This is a genomic window from Hymenobacter sp. UV11 (assembly GCF_004684095.1).
In the GTDB taxonomy this organism is placed as follows: domain Bacteria; phylum Bacteroidota; class Bacteroidia; order Cytophagales; family Hymenobacteraceae; genus Hymenobacter.
Map to the genome: position 1 here is coordinate 196,323 of NZ_SRII01000007.1, position 19,164 is coordinate 215,486.

The 19,164-nt window shown below is 65.3% G+C and carries 3 protein-coding genes; 1 reads left to right on the top strand and 2 read right to left on the bottom strand.

Going from position 1 to position 19,164, the window contains the following annotated elements:
- Nucleotides 1-735: 735 nt before the first annotated feature.
- Nucleotides 736-11,835, bottom strand: a complete 11,100-nt coding sequence (locus E4631_RS14880; RefSeq protein ID WP_133656497.1) for a T9SS type A sorting domain-containing protein — start codon at nt 11,833-11,835, stop codon at nt 736-738.
- A gap of 562 nt (nt 11,836-12,397) precedes the next feature.
- On the opposite strand from E4631_RS14880, the gene E4631_RS14885 reads away from it, so the two are divergent.
- Nucleotides 12,398-13,030, top strand: a complete 633-nt coding sequence (locus tag E4631_RS14885; RefSeq protein WP_133656496.1) for a response regulator transcription factor — start codon at nt 12,398-12,400, stop codon at nt 13,028-13,030.
- A 361-nt stretch (nt 13,031-13,391) separates the two neighbouring features.
- Here E4631_RS14885 and E4631_RS14890 read toward each other — a convergent pair whose 3' ends face one another.
- Nucleotides 13,392-18,860, bottom strand: a complete 5,469-nt coding sequence (locus E4631_RS14890; RefSeq protein WP_133656495.1) for a T9SS type A sorting domain-containing protein — start codon at nt 18,858-18,860, stop codon at nt 13,392-13,394.
- Between the last annotated feature and the right edge of the window lie 304 nt (nt 18,861-19,164).

Here is a 19,164-nt window from a genome sequence, read left to right on the forward strand (position 1 = left end):
TCGGCAATTGACCTTTTTAAAGTTGTATGGCAGCTCGGGTGAGGGAAAAAGTGCCGCTGGCCACGCTTGTATTCTGAGAGGGTATGGGATAAAGCCACAGGGACTCAGCTTGCTCACTGAATCGCCTCGCTTACCCAACCGATTTGACTGATTAGCACTGGGTTCTAGTAGAGCCCCGCGGGCGGGCGAGTGCCCAGGATTGTCCGCCGCTGCATGCCAAGCGGGCATCGCTCAACGCCACTTGCTATGTATGCCCGGCCGCCCTGGCCCACGGTTTATCGGCAGCTTGAGACTTGGCGTGATGACGAAACCACTCCACGAAAAAGCAAAGCCTGGATTATAATTCGTTTTAGCAGCTTAATGCTCAAGCTAATTAAACTTGACGTTTAATTTATCCTACCCCCTCTTAAATCCTTGAAAAGGGAATCTGCTGTCTTCATAACTGCTGGTACGCAATCGGTACAGCACTTAAATAAATCGGCAGCTAAGCGCAAAAGGATGCGTTGATGCACAAAACGAGCAAAAGAAACGGAAAGGATAACCAAAAGCTGGTTATGTCAAAAAACCGCGCTGAGCACCTTAAAACGTGCGTTTTTTAAAGCGCCAGCCAGCGCCGATTTTCCTTGCAATAGTTTCTGCTCCACCTATTGCCCTACCCCCCCCGAAAGACCAACGGCACGCGAGCGACGCGTGCCGTTGGTCTTTCGGGGGGGGTAGGGCACAAATAAGGGCTGTTTACTGCTTGAGCAGGTGCTTGATGATTTTCAGGCCATCGCCGCGAATGATGACTAGGTAGGCCCCGCTAGCCAGATAGTCCAGCGCCAGCTCGTGCGCTTTGCCGCCGTCCAGGGCATAGGCTTGCACCACGCGGCCTGTCATATCAAGCATCGTTACTGCGTAGGTAGCCGGGGGTAGGCTGGTCAGGTTCAGCGTGGTGTACGTATGGGCTGGGTTGGGATAGAGGCTGGGCACCTCCGGCGCAAAGACCAGCGTGCGCACCGGGCTATACGTGGCATTGCCGTTGAAATCGAGCTGCTGAAGGCGGTAGTAAACGGCACCGGAGTGCTGCTGGCCCACGCCGGCATCGACGTAGGTGTACTGGTGCGCCAGGGTGGTCGTGCCAGCGCCGGGCACAAAGCGCAGGCGCACAAAGTGACTGCCGTCCAGGGAGCGCTCAACCTGAAAGCCGGCGTTGTCTAGCTCCTGGGCCGTGGCCCAGCTCAGCTGGGCGTCAGTCCCGGCCGCTTTCACCTCAAATCGCGTGAGCCCCACCGGTAGCGGGTTGTCGCCGATGAGCAGGGACACGGCTTGGGTGGTGACGCCGCCGTTGGCATCGACCGTGGTGAGGCTGACGGGGTAGGTGCCGGCCACCAGCAGGCTGCGGTCGAGCACGCGCACCTGGCCGGTGGTGGGGTCCAGCTCCAGGCCATCGGGTAGGGGGCCGGCGGCGGTGGCGGTGCGCACCCCGTTGTCGGTGATGGCCAGCGCCGCGTCGTAGCTCCCGCTGTTGGCGTCGAAGACATTGGCGATAATGTCGCCGTCCTGGTACTGGGTAAGCCCGCCTTTCACCGGCGTGCTGGTGTACACGGCGTCGATGTCCTGCCCGACGGCAATGGTGTAGAACGCCGGGGCCGCAACGGCACCCTGGTTGTCGGTGGCCGTGAACGTAAAGAAGGCGTTGCCCACAAAAGTGCCGGCTGGGTCGAAGGTCAGGTTGGCCGCGTTGCCGTTGCTCACCACCTGGCCCGCCATCACCGCCGCCCCCTGGAGGGCGAGCACGCCAGCCGTCGGGGCCGGCAGGGTCGTGATGGTGAACGAGGCCAGGCTACCGTCGGCGTCGAAGCCCTTGAGGGCCGTGAGCACGAGCGGGCCGGCGGTGTTGCCTTCCGGCGTTTGCAGCAGGTTATTCACCGTGTTGGCCAGCGGTACCTGGTTGGTCAGGGTCGTGGTCAGGGTGGCGGTGTTGTCGCTGGTAGTGCCTGCGCCCTCTGCGGTGCCGCTGCCCACCGTGCCCACCACAGCCGAGGCGGTGGTAGGAAACAAAAAGGCCAGGGTGTTGGTGACGGTCCCGGCCTGCCCCACGGCCTGCGTGGCGATAGTGGGGAAGGTGACGAGGCCCGAAACCGCGTCGTAGGTGCCACCGCCCGAAACCGCCACGGCGCCTAGGCCGGTGGGCAGCTGCACGGTTTGCACCACGGCGCTGGCCGGCGAGGGGCCGTTGTTCAGGGTGGTCACCGCGTAGAGGGTCAGGCCGCCGGGCAGGGCCGTAGCCGGGCCGGCCACGCGGGTCGCCACGTCGGCCACTGGGTTGATGCTCACACTCACCACCTGGGTGTTGTTGGCCGGCTGCGCGTCCGAAAAATTGCCGTTGATGGCCGCCGTGGCCACCAGCGGGTCATTGCCGGGGTTGTTCACCGTCACGGTGTAGGTGAGGGTGCTGTTGGCCGGCTGGCTGGCGGCCACCGGAAACGTTACGGCCCCGCTGGCGGCGTCGTAGGTGCCACCACCCGATACCACCACGCCGCTCATGCCGCCGGGCAGGCTCAGCTGGGCTTGCATATCGGCCGCCGTGCCAGTGGCATTGGCGTTGGTAGCCGTCAGGGTCAGTACCACGGGCTGGCCGGCTTGCTGCGCCGTGCGGTTGGCCACCAGCGTGACCTGGAAATCCGTCTGGACGGGGGTGATGGGCGAGAGCGGCAAGACGAACGTCACCGCATTATTGGTCAGATTAATGTCGTTGGTCCCGGTCGGAATATCGGCGGCGGCCGAGGCACCAATTATCGGCCGTTCCGGCGAAATGATGGTGATGGTGTTCGTGACCACGCCCGTTACGCCCACCGCCTGGTTGGTGATGGCGGGGAAGGTGACGATGCCGGTGTTGATGTTGTACACCCCGCCGCCGCTGGCCACTACGTTGAGGCCGGTGGTGACGCGCACGCTGGTATTCACCGTGGCCGCCGGGGCCGGGCCGTTGTTCGTCGTCGAAACGGTGAATACCAACGGGCTGCCCACCATGCCGCTGGCTGGGCCGGTGATGGCAATGGCCACGTCCGCGTTCCACTTAATGAGCGTTTTCACCACCGACGAGTTGTTGGTAGTCGTGGCATCGGGCGTGCTGCTGGTTACCGTCGCCTGGCTTACCACCACGCGCGGGTTGTTGGCATCGGTCGAGGGAAAAGCCGGGGCCACGTAGCTGTAGGAGTAGGTCCGCTGCTCGCCCACGGCCAGGGTGGCCACGGCCGGCCAGGTAATGAAGCCGGTGGCCGGCGCGTAGCTGCCACCGCCCGTGGTCGTCACCGCCGCCGGCGCAAAGCCAGCCGGGATGCTCACCGTTTGCACCACGTTGGTGGCGGGCACCGGGCCATTGTTGCTGGTGTTCACCGTAAAAGTAGTTACCTGCGTGGCCGAGGCCACTTCCGGCCCAATAAGCAGGGTAGCCACATCGGCCTGGCTGCTGATGTCCACGTTGCGCGTGGCCAGGTTGTCGGCCGGCACGGGGTCGGCGGTGGCCGCCGTGGTGCTGGCCGTTGCCACCAGCGGGCCGGCGGCCGGGGCCGTCAGCGTCACGGTATTGGTGGCGGTGCTGCCGCTGGCCAGGCTCGCCAGCGCCGGGAAGGTCACGATGCCCGTGCTGGCATTGTAGGTGCCGCCGCCCGAGATATCGCCGCTGGCAATGCTCAGGCCGGGGCGGAGCGACAGCTGTTGCCCCACGTTCTGGGCCAGGCCGGGGCCTTTGTTGCCGGTAACAACGGTGAGGGTGACCAACGCGCCGGGGGCCACGTTTTTATCCGAAATACCGAGCGTGTTGTACACGTTGGCCCGTGGGTCGGTGGGTGCCACGGCCACGGCGCTGGTCGCGCCGGTGGCGGCCGTGTTGTTGGCCGTGGCTCCGCTTTCGGAGGTGGTGGTGCTCACGCCCGCCGTGGCCGTGAAGCCGCTCGCGGGCATCGAAAAGCTCACGGTGTTGTGGCGCATGGCCGCGCTGGCCAGCACCGCCACGGCCGGAAAAGTGACTACCCCGGTGGCCGTATTGTAGCTGCCCTGGCTGGAAGCAAACACCCCAGCTGGGGCCAGGCCGGTGGGCAGCTGCGCGGTTTGCACCACGTTGGCCGCCGCCGACGGCCCGTTGTTGGCCGTAATCAACGCATAGGTAACCAGGTTGCCAACGGCCGAAGTGGCGGGGCCGCTGATGCCGGTGGCCACGTCCGCAACGGGCGTGACGGCAATCGTGGCGTTGGCTTCGTTGTTGCCGAAAATACCCGACGAGATGGAGCCCGCGCCAGTAGTCATACTGCCGCTGATGCTGACCGGGCCGATGGCCGGCGCCAGGAAGGTAATAGTTGAAGGAGCGGTGCCGCCATTGGCCAATGTGCTGAGGGGGGGGTAGGCCACGATGCCCGTGAGGATATCATAAACCCCGCCACCGCTGATGGACACCACGCTCAGCCCCGGCGTGAGCTGGGCCGAGCGCAGCGCATTGATGGCATCGCCCGGGCCGTTGTTGCGGAAAGCCAGGTCGAACGATACCTGCTGCCCCGGCACCGCCGTGGAAACCGAGGCCGTGATGCCATCGGTGGCCACGTCGGCCGCCGAGTTGTTGAGGATGGGGAAGGAAAATGTATCGGGGGCCGTGGGGGCGCCGGTGCCGCCCAGCGCATCCTGCTGCGACGTGGTGGTGATGCGCGACACGATGGCCGTGCTACCACCCATGTCCGAGGCGGTGTAGGTAAACCGAAATACGCTGACGTCGCGGTTATTTAACGTGGCCAGGTTGCCAAAGTCGATGAGCAGGGTGCCGCTGTTGTAGGTAGCGCCCTGGGCCGTGAGGGCCGTGAGCTGCGTCGGGGTCAGCGTCGAGCCGGCGGGGAGGGTTACTGTGCGCGTCACGTTGAGGGCCGCCGCCGGGCCGTTGTTGGCAAACAGGGCCCCGTAGGTGCCCGAGGGCCGGCCAGTGGTAGACGTGCCCAGGCCAAAGATGACGCCCACCACGTCGGCGTAGCCGGTAATGGCGGTGGTAGCCACGCTGGTATTGTTGGTCGTCACCGACTCGCCCGACGTGGTGGTGATGTGCGCAGTAGCCACCACCGAAGTCGTGCCGGGCGCAGTGTAGGAGAGGTTGAACTGGCTGCTGCCGCCGGCACTCAGCGGCGATACGCCGGGGTACACGATGGTCACGTCGCCGGTCAGGGCATCGGGGGTAATGCTGGTGCTGCCCGGCGCCACCACGTTGGTGACTATGTTGCCGGCCGTGTTGCTACCCGACGACAGGGTGACGGTGCGCGTTACGCCGCTGGCCGCGGCCCCGCCATTGTTGGCGAACACGGCCGCTACGTTTACCGTTTGGGCGGCCGTGGCCTGGGCGGGGGCCGTCAGAACAGCCGTCACATCAATGTTGCAGCTAATGCCCGCCGAGCTGCCCGCAATGCTATTGTTGATTTGGTTGTTGGCGATGCCGGGCAGGCCCGCCGCCGCGCCATAGGCGCTGCCGGCCGAAGTGCCGAACGCGCCGTTGGCCACTACCGCACTGGCCGTGGCCGCGTTAGAGAGGATGATGCCGCCGCCGCCGCCGCCGCCAGGGCCCTCGGCCGCCGCCGCCGAGTTGCTGCCGCCGTTGCCACCGCTGGCCGTCAGGCTCAGCGTATTCAGGCTGCCGGTGTTGTTGGCCGTGAGCAGGATGGAGCCGCCCGCGCCGCCGCCGCCGCTGCCGTCGGCTACTACGGCGTTGCTGGCCGCCGCGCCGTTGGCCAGCAAGGTGCCGCTGCCCGCCACCGAGCCGGTGCGCACCAGCAGGATGCCGCCGCCGGCCGCGCCGCTACTGGCGTAGCCGGTGTGGCCGACCGTGCCCGAGCCCCCGTTGGTGGAGCCCGCGCCGCCGCCGCCGCCCAATATGAGGCGGCTGGTGCTGGGAGCCAGGAAGCCGGCTCCCGGCTCGCCGCCTACGGCCAGGTTGCTGCTAAAGGTGTTGCCGCCCCGGCCGCCGCGCGCGCCGTTGCCCCCGCCGCCGCCGCCCGAGTTCTGGTTGTTGGTGCTGGTGGCATCGGTGCCGCCGCCGCCGGCGTTGCCGGGGGCGCCGCGCGCCGCGCTACCGCTGGGGTAGCCTTCCACGCCCGTGTCCAGCAGGGCGGTGCCCGTGTTTACGTAGCGGGGGGTGCCGGCGGTGCCTTCGCCCTTCATGCCGTGGGCACCCACGGTGGTGGTGCCGGTGGCCGGGGCCAGGTTGCGGTAGTCGGTGCCGGTGACGCCGGTAATGCCGTTGAGCTGCTGGCCGGCCCCGCCGCGAAAGCCTTTGCCCGAGGCATCGAGCCGAGCGCCGGCCGCGAAGGTGAGCTGGCCGGTCACGTCCAGGGCCAGGATGCCGCCGGTGCTGCCGTCCCAGGCGCTGGGGGCCACCGTGCCGCTCACCGTCAGGTTATCATACTGCGGAATACGCACTACCTGAAAGCGGCGCTGGCCGGCCCCGGCCGTGGCATCGGCGTTTTGGTAGCTGTTTTTCAGGCCCGTCGTAATCGTTACGGGGCCACCGCCCAGGGGTACGGCGGCGGCGGCCACCACGTATTCGTAGAGGCCCGCCGTGAAGTTGGCGTTGCTTAAATTACTGGTGGCCAGGCCGCCCGCCACGCCATCGCCGTAGGCGTCGGTGTTCGAGAAGTCGATATCCGCCCCCTGCATTTGAATGACGAGCAGCAGGTCGCCGGCCACGATGGGCACGGGGCCCACGCCGGGGCCCACCACCAGGGCTGTTGCGCCCACGGCCAGCGTCTGGTTGGTGGCCGGGAAGTAGGTATTGGGGCTGGCGGTGAGGGTAGGCGAGCCGTCGCGGCCGGGGGTAGCGCAGGCGCTGGGCACGCCCGCCGGCCCAATGCCCGCAATCGTGACGGTGAGCACGGCGGCCGGGGCGCTGCCGTTGTTGTTGGCCGGGGCTGGGTCGGCGGTGGCGGCCGTGTTAGCGGCCGTTAGCGTGAAGCTGGGCGGGGCGAGCTGCGCCACCAGGGTAATATTGTTTACCACCGAAGTGCCACTGGTGAGCGACGGGAGGGTGGTAAACGTGACCACGCCCGTGCCGGGGTCGTAGCTGCCGTTGGTGACGGTAACGCTGCTGAACGGCGGCTTGCTGGACAGCGTGAGGGTAGGCACCACGCCGGTGGCGGTAGCCGGGCCGTTGTTGGTGGTGGTCACGCTGTAGCCCTTCGTCTGGCCTTGCACGCCGGTAGGCGTGCCGCCCACGATGGAAACCAGGTCGGCCCCCGCCGTAACAGGCACGAAGTACGTGGCGGTATTCGAGGCGGTATTCGTATCGTCGGTGGCTTTGTAGGTGAAGCTGGCACTGCCGGCAAACGTGCCGTTCGGAACAAATGACAGCTGATAGCCCGGCACGGCGGCCGTGGCCGACGTGGGCACCGTAATAACCTGGCCCAAGGTAGCCGCTATGCCATTCACATACAGCGTGCCCTGCGCAGCGGTGGGCAGCGACACGATGGTATACGAAATAAGGGTCGTGTTGCCGGCCGAGGCGTCGGGGTCGCTGGCGTTGAAGGAGGCCAGCGCCGTCTGGCTCGTAGTGCTGCTCAGAATGGCGGGCGCGTTGGTGACGTCGCTGGCTACCGGGGCGCGGTTCTGGGCCGTGGTGATAGTGGAGGTATTGTTGCTGGCCACCGGGTCGTCGGCCGTCGAGGCAAAGCTGGCCGTGGCCGTAACGGCTCCCGTAGTCGGCATGCGGTAGGTGATGAGCTGCACCACCGAAGCCCCGACGGCCAGGTTGCTGATAACTGGCATCGTAAGCACGCCGGTCACGGAGTTGTAGCTAACGCCGCCGCCGGTCACGTTGTTCAGGCCCGTGGGCAGCTGCACCGTGGGCGTAATGGTGTTTACCTGGTCATTGCCCACGTTCAGGGTGGTAACCGTGTAGGTAACGGTGCTGCTGGCCTGGGCGCGCGCGGGGCCGGCCAGGGTGATTTGCACGTCGGACTGGGCGCACCACGCAAAAGCAGGAAATACGAGGGTCTGGACCGCCGGGTTGGCCTGGGTCGTCACGTTGCGATACGTGAGCACCAGCCGGCTGATGGCCGCCGGAAAGGTGGCCAGCACGTTGTTGCTGGCCAGCCCGGCGTCGGTGGCCGTGCCTGTGAAGGTATTGTTGCTGTACGAGCTGGTTGCGCCGGTGGCGGCGTTGGTGCTGGGAATGGCGACCAGGTTATTACTGGCGTCGTAACCCTGAATGAGCAATTGGTCGATAACGCCCGTGCCCGCATCAATGCTGCTGGCAGTCAGGCTGAAATTGGCCACGGGCTGGCTGAAGGTAAACGTGACGGAGGCCGTGGCAGCGGCGCTGGAGCTATAGTCTTCGGTCCACGCCAGGCCTTTGCCGGGCTTCGTGGCCAGGTCCTCAATGGTGAGTGAGTTGGTAGTGCCCGCCGCCGCCGCGTAGGGCGAGCCCACGGGGTTGGCCGTGACGGTAACGCCGCCTACCGTCGCCGTCTGGGTTGCCCGCCAGTCTTCGCCAACGGTGCGCGAGAAAAAGGTCAGGTTGTTGGCCTGGCCCTCGCCCGCGCCGCAGGTGGCCTTGGCCACGGGAATGCCGTAGGTGACGGCCGCCGAAACGGCGTTGTTATTGTCCTGGGCGGTGTATTGAAACACGGCCGTGCCGAAGTAGCCAGGGGCCGGGTCAAAGGTGAGGCTGCCGACGCTGGCCGCCGCAATAACGGTGGTCGTGGTCACGGCGGTGCCCCCCAGCCGCAGCACGCCCGCCCCGGCCGGGGGTAGCACTGTCACTTTGTAAGAGGAAATGGTACCCGTGGCTCCGGCGGCGGCCAGGGGCACGGCCAGCAGGGTGTTGCCGTAGGTGTTCAGCATAATCTGCGCCGTGCGGGCGTAGGCCACCACGGTGCCCACCGTCAGGCTATAGGTAGCAAAATCATTCGAATACTGGCCCGCGGGAGCGGCGTCGTCAATGGCGTAGAACGTGAAGGACACCGGCCCGACAAAGGCGCTCGTGGGCGCAAAGCTGAGCTGCGTGGCCTGCGCCGCCGTAAGAAGCAGGCCGGGAAAGTTGCTGGCGTTCAGCACCTGCCCGTTCACGTACAGCACGCCCTGGGCGGCGGTGGGCAGGCTCACGGCGTACTGGACCACCGAGCCATCCTGGTCGGTGCCGGCCAGCGCGGGAAGGGAGGTAGGTCCGGCGTTGGCCGGCACCACCGGGGCCGGTGTGGGCGCTACAGCAATCGGCGGCAGGTTTGAGAGGCCGGCGCACAGCACCGTGCTCGGGATTACCTGCCGCGCAATGCCGGCCGCCGCGTTCGCGTACTCCAGTTTCAGCAGGCTGGTCGCGCCATTGGCCCCGTAGAGGATAGCCAGGTTGTGCGGGCCGGCCGACAAGTTCACGGCAACCGACACGCTACCGGAAGTAGCGCTGGCCAGGGCCGGGCTGCTGGTGTAGGCCAGGGCGGCCCCGTCCAGAAACAGGTTGGCTAAGTTATCCACCGTTAGATAGAACGTATAAAGCCCCGCGGTGGCAATACTGAGACTACCCCGGTACAGAGCACTAAACGTCTGGTTTACCGGGGCGGTGGAGTTCGCCGCTCCACTGGTCGTCAGGTCACCGAAGTCGGTGTTGGTCGTGTAGTTCACATTCGCTTCCAGCCGCTTAAGCTTGGCCGCGTTCATCGTGAAATAGTTTTTGTTGTTGTTGAAGTAGCCCGAATAGTAATCAGCCGACAATCCGCTGTAAACGGCGGCGCTGTTGAAGTACGAAGGGCCACAGTCCGTGGTATTCTGAAACGGCAGGCTGAGCGTCGCCGCGTCGGGATTAGGGTTCAGGCCCTGCGCGGTGGCGGTGGCAATGTTGCTGGTTAGCGTGGCCGTAGCGGCTGTGGCCGGGGCCGTGAAGCTGAATTGCAGCGAAGCGGTGGCGCCGGCGGCCAGTGTTGTCAGCGTCCCAAAGTCGATGACGCGGGTGCTGCTGGTGTACGTGGCTCCTGCGGGCAGCGCCGAAACCTGCGTCGCCGTCAGGGTGCCCCCCGCGGGCAGCGTGACCGTGCGCGTCACGGCGGCCGCTATGTCGGGGCCGCCGTTGGTAAAGGTGACGGTGAAAGGCCCCGCAACGCCCCCCACCACCGTGGCCGCAGTGGGCCCGCTCAGGGTGGTGGTGGCATCGGCCACGATGGCGCATTGGTCGGGCTGCGCCGCAATGGTCGTGGTGCCGGCCGCGCCGGCGGTAGTCCCGTTGGGCGGAAATTCGGTTAGCGACGCGGAGATGCTGATGCCATTGGCCCCCGCAGCTACGGTGAGCGTGGGCACCGCTACGGCGCTGCTGATGTAGCCGCCGCCACCGCCGCCGCCGCCGCCTTCTGCCTCGTTATCGGTGGCACTGTTGGTGGTGCCGCCCGTGCCGCCGGTGGCCGAAACCGTTGCCCCGGCAGCAATGGTGCCCGAGATGTTCAGGCCAATCGCGCCGCCGCCGCCGCCGCCGCCGGCCGCATCGTTGGAGCCTGCATTGGCCGCTGCTGCCCCGTTGGCTTGCAGGCTGGCGCTGCTGCCGTCCAGGTTACCGCCCGATAGCAGGTAAATCAGGCCGCCGCCGTTAGCCCCGGCCGAGCCTACGCCGTTGTTCTCATCGCCAGCCCCGCCGCCGCCGCCAAAAAACAGGCGGTTCGTTGCGTCCAGCGGCCGGCCTCCGAAGCCGCCCTGGTTGAGGCGGTTGTCGCCACCCCAGGCGGCGCTGCCAGGGCCGACGGTGCCGGCATCCTGATTGGTGACGGAGTAGGTATAGCCACCCCGGCCCCCACCCGATGAGGTGGAGGTTGCAAAGCTCGCTGCTTCCAGGTTCCAGGCGTTATCGTAGGCGTTGCCAGGGCCCCGGTTGGGGTTGCCGGTGCCGGTCCAGGAGCCGGTGCCACCGTTGGCCCCACCGCCGCCGCCGGCGTTGTGGGTATTGCCGCCGCCGCCGCCGTTGGCTGGGGCTCCGCGCCCGTAGCGGCCGGTCAGCCCGTCGTAGGTAGTACTACTACCCGCGATGGATTCGCCCTTCTCCGCGCCCAGCAACGCCGAAGTGGAGGCGTAGCCCGTGCCGCCATTCGGGAAAGTGGATTGGTTGTGGATGGCCCCGCCCCGGAAGCCCAGGCCGCTCACGTTGATGGCGGCCCCGGTACTCAGCGTGGTGGTGCCCTGCACTTCGAGGGCCACGATACCGCCCCTGGCGCCGTTCCAGGCAGAGGCCACAATGCTGGTGTTCGCGTTGAGCGTGAGCGTGGTATAGCGCGGCACCCGCACTACCTGCACATTGCCGGTAGCCGTGTAGCTGTTGTTCAGCCCGCATTGCAAGGTGACGGTGGTGCCGTTGGGCACCGTTCTCACTTCTGCCAGCTCGTAGCGGCCCGCGTTGTTGTAGGCCGTTACGGCCCCGTAGGCGCTGCTGCCAACGGCCGTGTTGATGGTGGCCCCCTGCATCTGAATGAGCATGAGCAAGTCGCCGGCCGCCAGGCTGCCCGTGAAGGCCGAACCCGTGAGCGTGCTGCTACTCACCGTGATGGTGGCGGCCCCGGCCGCCGCATCCGCCGTGAGGGAAGTATACACGTTGACGATAGTGCCGGCAGCTGTGATGACGCCGGGGCCGTTTTTGCCTTGTTGGGCCCAGGCCGGCAAGCTGCTCAGCACCAGTAAAAACAAGCATAACCCAACGACGGCCCGGTTGCTACCCCCCAGCAACGCCCGCGGGTGACCGTCGACATCGCCGGGTTGGGTCCGCGAGCCGGCCAGAAACACCACGCAGTGGTTCACCAGGCGGGCGCAACGGCTGCTGATGCACGCGAGCTCGTTAAGGTTTTGTGGATAATTAATCATATAAATTAATTTATATAAAGAACGCTTGTAAAGGGAAGGAAATATCAGCTTTTAAGTCAACTATACTGATGATTGTCAGTATGCTATCAATGAAAAATCTTTCTGCTGCCAGTAGGTTAAGAATTGTTTTCGAACTGGACCCAGGCTGCTACAAAAGTTGCCTTTTCTGCGGCCCCTTTCTCACCAAAGCCCTACCCTAGATGCGGGTGTTGCCCTAGCCCGGCGCGGGCCCCGCTGGGCTAGGGTAGGGCACTTGAACTGTTTTGCGCCAGCGCTGCTTGTTTGAGTGCGCAGCTCATTGAAAATCAATTCGCCAGGCGTTTCAGCTCTTGCTATCTGTTAGCTTTGGGGCGGTAGGCCGCTCCCAGGCGGGCAAAGACGGCGGTTACCACGCATTGGGTAGGGGGCCGCTTGGAAGCGGCCGGCTTTTCTACTACTATTTTGGAACGCGCTGCCCATGCGCTCGGTCACCGCAGCCGAGCGCACGGGCAACGTCTACAAGGCTAGATTTAGCAGCTAAAGCGGTGCTGGGTTGAAACTGAATTACCTATCAAGCACGCGTATGAAAACGTTAACCCTGGCTATTGTGGACGACGACGGAATACTGGTCAAAGTCCTCCAGACCTATTTCAGGCAGCAGCCCGAAATCCGCGTGGTGCTGGTAGCTGGCAGCGTCGAAGACCTGCTGGCCGAGCTCAAAGAAGTGCCTGTGCCGCAGGTATTGCTGCTCGATATTGGGCTGCCCGGCATCAGTGGCACCGAGGCCCTACCCCTGCTAAAAGCAAAGTATCCGACGATGGACGTCATCATGCTCACTGGCTACGAGGATGTGGAGCACGTTTACCAGGCCTTGTGCTGCGGGGCCACCGGCTACCTGAACAAGGCTACCCCCCTGGCCCAGCTCAAAGAAGCAGTACTGGAGGTGGCGCGCGGCGGCACCCCCATGAGCCGCGGCGTGAGCCGCAAAGCCTTGGCTCACTTCCGCCCCACGCCCACTACGCATACCGGCTTGCTCACGCCGCGCGAGGGCCAGGTGCTGCAAGGCATCGTAGACGGGCTCAGCGACAAGGAAATTTCCCTGCGGCTTGCCCTTTCTACCCTCACCATTCGCACCCACGTCAAGCACGTGTACCGAAAGATGCAGGTAAACAGCCGCACGCAGCTGCTCAGTCAGCACTTGCGCGGCACTATTTAGCAGGCGCCGACCCATTCGCTTAGCGGCCTGCTTACCAGGCTCGGACCTGGCTGAGCGCCGGCGCGGGGTTCCCGCCTTGCGGCTAGCTTTCGCAGTGATGTCACCGCCTACCCCCGCCACGGAGCTACTACCGACCCGGTGAGTTTCCTTACGGGAGTAAGCCGATTAGCAGGAGAAGTAACGCTCGAAAAGGTGTGCCTTGCCAAGCTTGCCCTCAAGCTGCCAGATTACGTTTTGGACTGACCTTCGCGTAAGGGTATTTTACACTAAAAAATGTGCGGCCGCCCATAAAGCCGCCCGCTGCCGCCACGGGCATCAGGCTGACTGCGTGGCGGTAGCGCCCGGCAATGTGCGTGCGCGGCTATTGCTTCAGCAGCTTGCAGGTGCCCGCCAGCCCGCCATCGGCATTGCGGATGTGGACCAGGTACAGGCCCGTGGCCCAGCCGCTCACGTCCAGCGGCTGGTCGGGGCCGGTGGCGGGGCCGGCGTAGACCAGGCGGCCATCATTGCCATATACATGCAGGGTCTGGCCGGCGCGCAGCCCTGGCAGGTGCACGGTGCTGGTGGCCGGGTTGGGTGCCAGCGCCACCGGGCCACCAGCTCCGCAGGCAACGGTGAGGGTAGCCACCGGGCTGTAGGTGCTCGTCTGGTCCTGGTCCATTAGCTTGAGGCGGTAGTAGTTCAGTCCCTCGCCTGGCTGCTGGTCGAGGTAGCTGTAGGTGCCGCCGCCAGCACTGTTGCGGCTTGCGATGGTGGCTAGGGGCACAAACGAGCGGCCGTCGGCGCTGCGCTCTACCTCAAACCGGTCGCTCTGCGCTTCGCTGGCCGTGGCCCAGTCGAGGCGCACGCCGCAGGTACCGCCGGCCGTGGCCCGAAAGCTGGTGAGCACCACGGGCAGCGGGGCCGTAGCCTGGCCCACGCCAAACTGGCTGAAGCTGCTGAGGCCCAGGCGCAGGGCGTAGCCGGCAGCTAGCAGGCGCCCGAGGCCACCCACGGGGCTGAGGACGCCGCCGGCGGCGGCCCAATCGGCCGCGTCGGTGCTGGCATCGGGGCGCTTGAGAATAGCAAAATAGTTATCGGCCAGGCTGCTGAAGGGTAGCAGGCTCACTTTGGCGTCGTAGGTACCGGCGCTGGGCTGGGCGCTGGGCGTTAGCGTCCAGACCCCAGCGCTGTGAATGGCGTGGTAGCTGAGGCTGGTGCCCGGCTCCTGGTAGTTGAGGTTGGTATCGGTGCCGGGCTTAGGGCCAAACCTGGCGTCGATGGTGCCGAAGCCCGTGCCGCGCAGGTTGTGGTCAACCAGCTCATAGAGGGCATATTGGCTGGCCGTGCCCACTGGAAAGGCATACGTGCCCGCCACATTGCTGGCGATGGCCCGCCGCAGGGTGCCCACCACGTAGCTGCGGGCGCTGTAGCCGCTGAGGCTGGCGGCACTGCCGTTGGTGTGCACCCATTTGTTGGCGCCCGTCGTGACGGTGCCCGCCGTGAGCACGAGGTTGCCGCTGGTACTGGCGTCGGTGGCCAGGGCCAGGCCAGCGGTGTTGCTCACCACCACGCTGCCAAAATTGCCCGCCGTCAAGGTCTGGGCGCTGCTGCCCTGGAAGGTTACCTGGCTGGCGGGGTCGGCGGTTACGGTGCCGTTGTTCACCCAGTCGCCGGCTACGGCCAGCTGGCCGCTGCTGCCCAGCGTGAAAGTGGCCCCGGCCGGAGTGGTGAGCGTATGCACGGCCGCCCCGGCCCCGTTCAGGGTGGGTTGCACGGGTACGCTGGCCGTCAGGCTGTTGCCCAGGCTCACCGAGGTGGCGTTGGGGTTAATCGCAACGTCGGTGGTGCTGGTGGGCACCGCCCCGCTGGCCCAGTTGTGGCAGTCGAGCCAGTTGCCGTCGGCCACGGCGCTGTTGCCGCTCCAGGTGCCATGCGGGCCGGCCAGAATGGCATCGGTCACGACGGGAAACGTGCTCAGGTCGGTGGTACTGGTGGCCCCGCAGCCACTAGTGGCCGACGTAGCTAGCGTGATAACCTGGTACTGCGTGGTGGCGCTGCTGCTCGCGATGGGGTAGTAATAGGGGGTAGCCAGGGCGCTCACGTCTTCGTAGGTGCCGGCCGTGAGGTTGGCCACGCGCAGCGTGAGCGGGTACTGCGCCGTAGCCAGCGACAGGCCACTCACGTTGTTGGTGCCGTCGTAGGCCGTGAAGTCGATGCGCAGAAAGTGCGGGCCCTCGGCGGGGCAGGTAGTGCGGTTGGCGTAGCTGGCCCGGGGCAGGAAGCCGAAGCTCCAGCCGGGGTTATTGCCCTGGTTGTTGGCCCCGTTGCGGCCGGCCTCGAAGTAGGCTCCGCCCGTGGCGCGGCTATCGCGGATGTAGGTGTAGTCGGCGCAAATGCCACCCGCGGCCTTGGTCCAGGTGAAGAGGCTGCCGTTGACGGCGCTTTGCAGCGTGACGGGGTTGTTGCTCAGGCCCACCGATACCAGCGTGGCGCTGGGGCCAAACGTGGTAGTGGTGCCGGGCGTGAACACGTAGGCCCGGCCAGCCGCAAAGGTTAGCGTGCCATCAATAGTGTTGCTGCCCAATATGTTAGCCGAGCCGGCCAGCTGGAGGTTATGAAACGTATTGTTACTGCTGAGCGTGAGCGCGCTCAGGGGGCTGTTCAGCACCACATCGTTGTAAGGCTGGCCGGCCCCGTTGAAGGCGTTGGAGTTCACGGTGAGCAGCGAGGTGCCCGGCGTTACGGTCAGGCCTGTGGTGCTAGGCGCATTCCAGGCCCCATTGATGGTGAGCTGGGAAGCCCCAAGCCGCAGGGCCTTGGCCGTGCTGGTGGAGGTAGCGTAGGAAAGCGCGCTGATGGTTTGGTCGTTGGTGGTGAAGGTGCCGGCTGTGTGCGCAATGCCGGCGATGCTGGCAAAGTTGTCGGCCAGCGTTACGCCGCCACTGGGCACGTTGAGCGTGAGCGTACCCGTCAGCAGCTGCCCGGCGCTGGTGAGGGTGCTGGCCGTGCCGGGCCCCAGGAGGGAGAGCCCCCCGGCCAGGGCAACGGTCATGCTGGGGGTAGGGGCCCAGGTTACGGAGCCGTACACGCCCAGCTGGCTGCCGAGTATGCTGCTCAGGGTCATGCCGTTGGTGGCCGCGCTGCAATCAAGGCTGCGGCAGTTGGCCGAGGCCAGGTCGATGGTCAGCGTCTGCCCCGTAGCTGGGCACGAGCTGGCATCCACCACCACGTTATCGATGAGCGAGGGGCTGCACTCGCCGGCGGCCCCGCCGCTGCTCAGGCTCCAGTGCGCCGCATTGCTCCAGCTGCCGGTGCCGCCTACCCAGTACAGGGTGCGCGCCGGGAGGCCGCCGGTAATAGTGATTCCCGTGTTGGTGCCGTTATCAACGCCGCCCTGGTCCAGCCAGGTGGCCCCGCCCGAAAAGGCAGTGTATTGCAGCGCCACGTACTGCAAAGGCGCATTGCTGGCCGAGATAAAGCGGGTAGCTGCCGCCGTAGCGGGGCCGGTGATGGTAATGAAATTGGAGCACGTACCCTGGGCGTTCAGCGTGGCCTCGCTGGTGAAAGTCTGGGTAATGGCATTGGTAAACAGGTACGTCTTGCCCGGCGTTAGCAGCAGCTGCCCCTTGATGATGTTGTTGCTGCCGATGGTAGCCAGCCCGTAGAACAGCAGGTTTTGAAACGTGCTGGTGCTGCCAATAGCGCCAATGATATTCGGCGAAACCCCACTCGTATTATTGGCAAAAGAGACGGTGCCATACGTCAGCCCCAGCGCACCCCGGAAAAAGCTGTAGTACGAGTTCGCATTGTTGCCGTTGAGCATGTTGATGGTGCTGCTACCGGCATTGAGCGTAACGGGGGTAGCAGCCACGCCACCCACCACCACGCTGGCCACGTCCCAGGCGTAGTTAGTGGTCAGCACGTTGCTCTCGTTGCGGGTGTTGGTGCCCAGCAGGTTCAGCACGCTCGTGCCCAGGTTCACGGTGGGCGGCAGCAGGCTCACAGGGCTGCCCTGCACCGTGCCCGTGCTGTAGATGGAGCCATTGAATACGTAGCCGCTGCTAAAGGACTGGGCATTCACCGTGTGGTCGTTGGTGTTAAACGTACCCGACTCCACGAATACGCGCCCCGAGGTCGTTACGTCATCCAGCAGCGCGTAGCTGCCGCCCGCCGGCCGAAACCACAGGTGCGCCGCCAGGGGCTGGCCGGCCGTGGTGAGCGCGTGGCTACCCCCCGCCTGCGGCTGGCCCAAAAACAGGTCAATCGCCAGCGTCTGCGTCATGCTGGCCGGCCCCGCCAGCGTGAGCGAGCCTGCCACCGTGAGTGCGCGCCGGGCGGGCGCGCTCACGGTAGGCTTGTTGGCTACGCCCGTCCAGTCCATATTGCGGCAGGCCTGCCCGGCCAGGTCCAGCGTCACCACCTGGCTCGGGGCCGCGAAGGATTTCGCATCGAAATAGACGTTAGTAAACACGTTGGGTACGCAGCCCGTGCCGCCGGCTGCGCCGCCGCTGGTGCTGGCCCAGTGGCTGGCATCGTGCCAGGTGCCGGTGCCGCCTACCCAGTAAAGGTCGGTAGTAGGCAAGCCCGATAGGGTGATGCCCGAATTGCCGCCCTGGTCGGCGCTGGCCGTGGCCGTAGCGGCCCCGTTGGCCGGGTAGCCGCTGCTGCCATCACTAAACGTGAGGTCCTGCAACACGGCGTAGCTCAGGCCCGCCGAAGCCCACCCCCCGCTGCGGGCCAGAATGGCCGGGCTACCCGTCTGGGTCGATTGCACCGTGCCGAAGCCCGCGCAGCTTCCCGCAGTAGCCAGCGTGGCCCCGCTCCCAAAGCTGAGTACTTTGGTAGTGCCGGCCCCCACCAGCAGGGTTGCGTCGGCCCCCAGCGCGAGGCTACCCCCCGCGCTGATGGTGGCGGCGCTGCCCAGCGTCAGCCGGCTATTCACGATGAGGGTAGTAAACGACGAGTTGGCCACGCTAAAGACCGCGCCACTCCCCGTGTTTATCACTACTTTATTGAAAGTCAGTGGCCTGCTGGTATTAATGCTTACCGGGCTGGTATAGGTAGTGAGCACGCTGGCCCCCACGTTGAGGGTGCTCGTGCCGGCCGTCAGGGCTAGGTTGGGGTTGAGCAGGTTGAGCGCCCCGGTGCTTGTCTGCACCAGCAGCGTAGTCGTGCTACTACCCAGGTCGAGGGTGCCCGCCCCGGTGCTCGCCACCTGGGTCGAGCCGGAATAAGTATTCAGCGTGCTGAAGGTCAGCGTAGCACTGCCGAAGCTCACCAGGTGGGCCGCCGAGATATTCAGGACGGTGCCCGAAGTGCCGTTGAAAGCGCTCGTGAACGTCCAGCCGCCCGCCGCGTTGTCAAACGTCAACGCCGCCCCAAACGGCACCCCCTGCATATCCACCACCGCACCGGTAGCCGCCGCCAGTAGCCGATGGGGCACCGCAATGGCCAGCGCCGTTGCCATGCTGGCGGTGTAGCGCAGGTCGCCGTTTATTTCCAGCACGCCATTGGTACTCTGCAACAGCGTAGCCTGGCGCACGTTGCCGCTCCAGGTCATGTCGTTGCAGGTCACCGTGCCCACAATGGCTACCCGCTGGTTGGTAGTCACAAAGGAGCTGGCATCGAAGTACACATTATCGGTGTTTTTCGGCACGTTGGTGTAGGCATTGCCGGCCCCGCCGCTGCTGCTGGCCCAGTGGCTCAGGTCGGTCCAGGTGCCACTGTTGCCTACCCAGTAGTAGTTGGCAGCGCGGGCGGCCGGGCTCAGGCCCAGCAGACCCAGCAACAGGCAGAGGCGTTTTAGCGCAGCGCTGACGAGGTGAAAATCAGGTAAAGGAAGCGGCATAAAGTAGCACTGGCGTAATAAACGGACTAAAAATAACGGGACTAAAAACAGGTATAGCAGCCGTGGCGCCCGGAGCGCAACGGCATTAATAAGTTGAATTAACTACTTAATTATCAGTAAAATATATTTTTTAAGATGTATTTTTTCACGGCCTTTTAACTTGCCAGCCCGCCCCAGCTTTTCGCGTTCAGCCCGCAACAACCAGGTGCGGGCCGAACGCGAAAAGCTGGGGCGGGGTAGGCTCATTTCTGTTGCTTGCTACTTGCGTTGCGGCTTGTGGCCCGCACAAAGGCTTGCTGGCCCT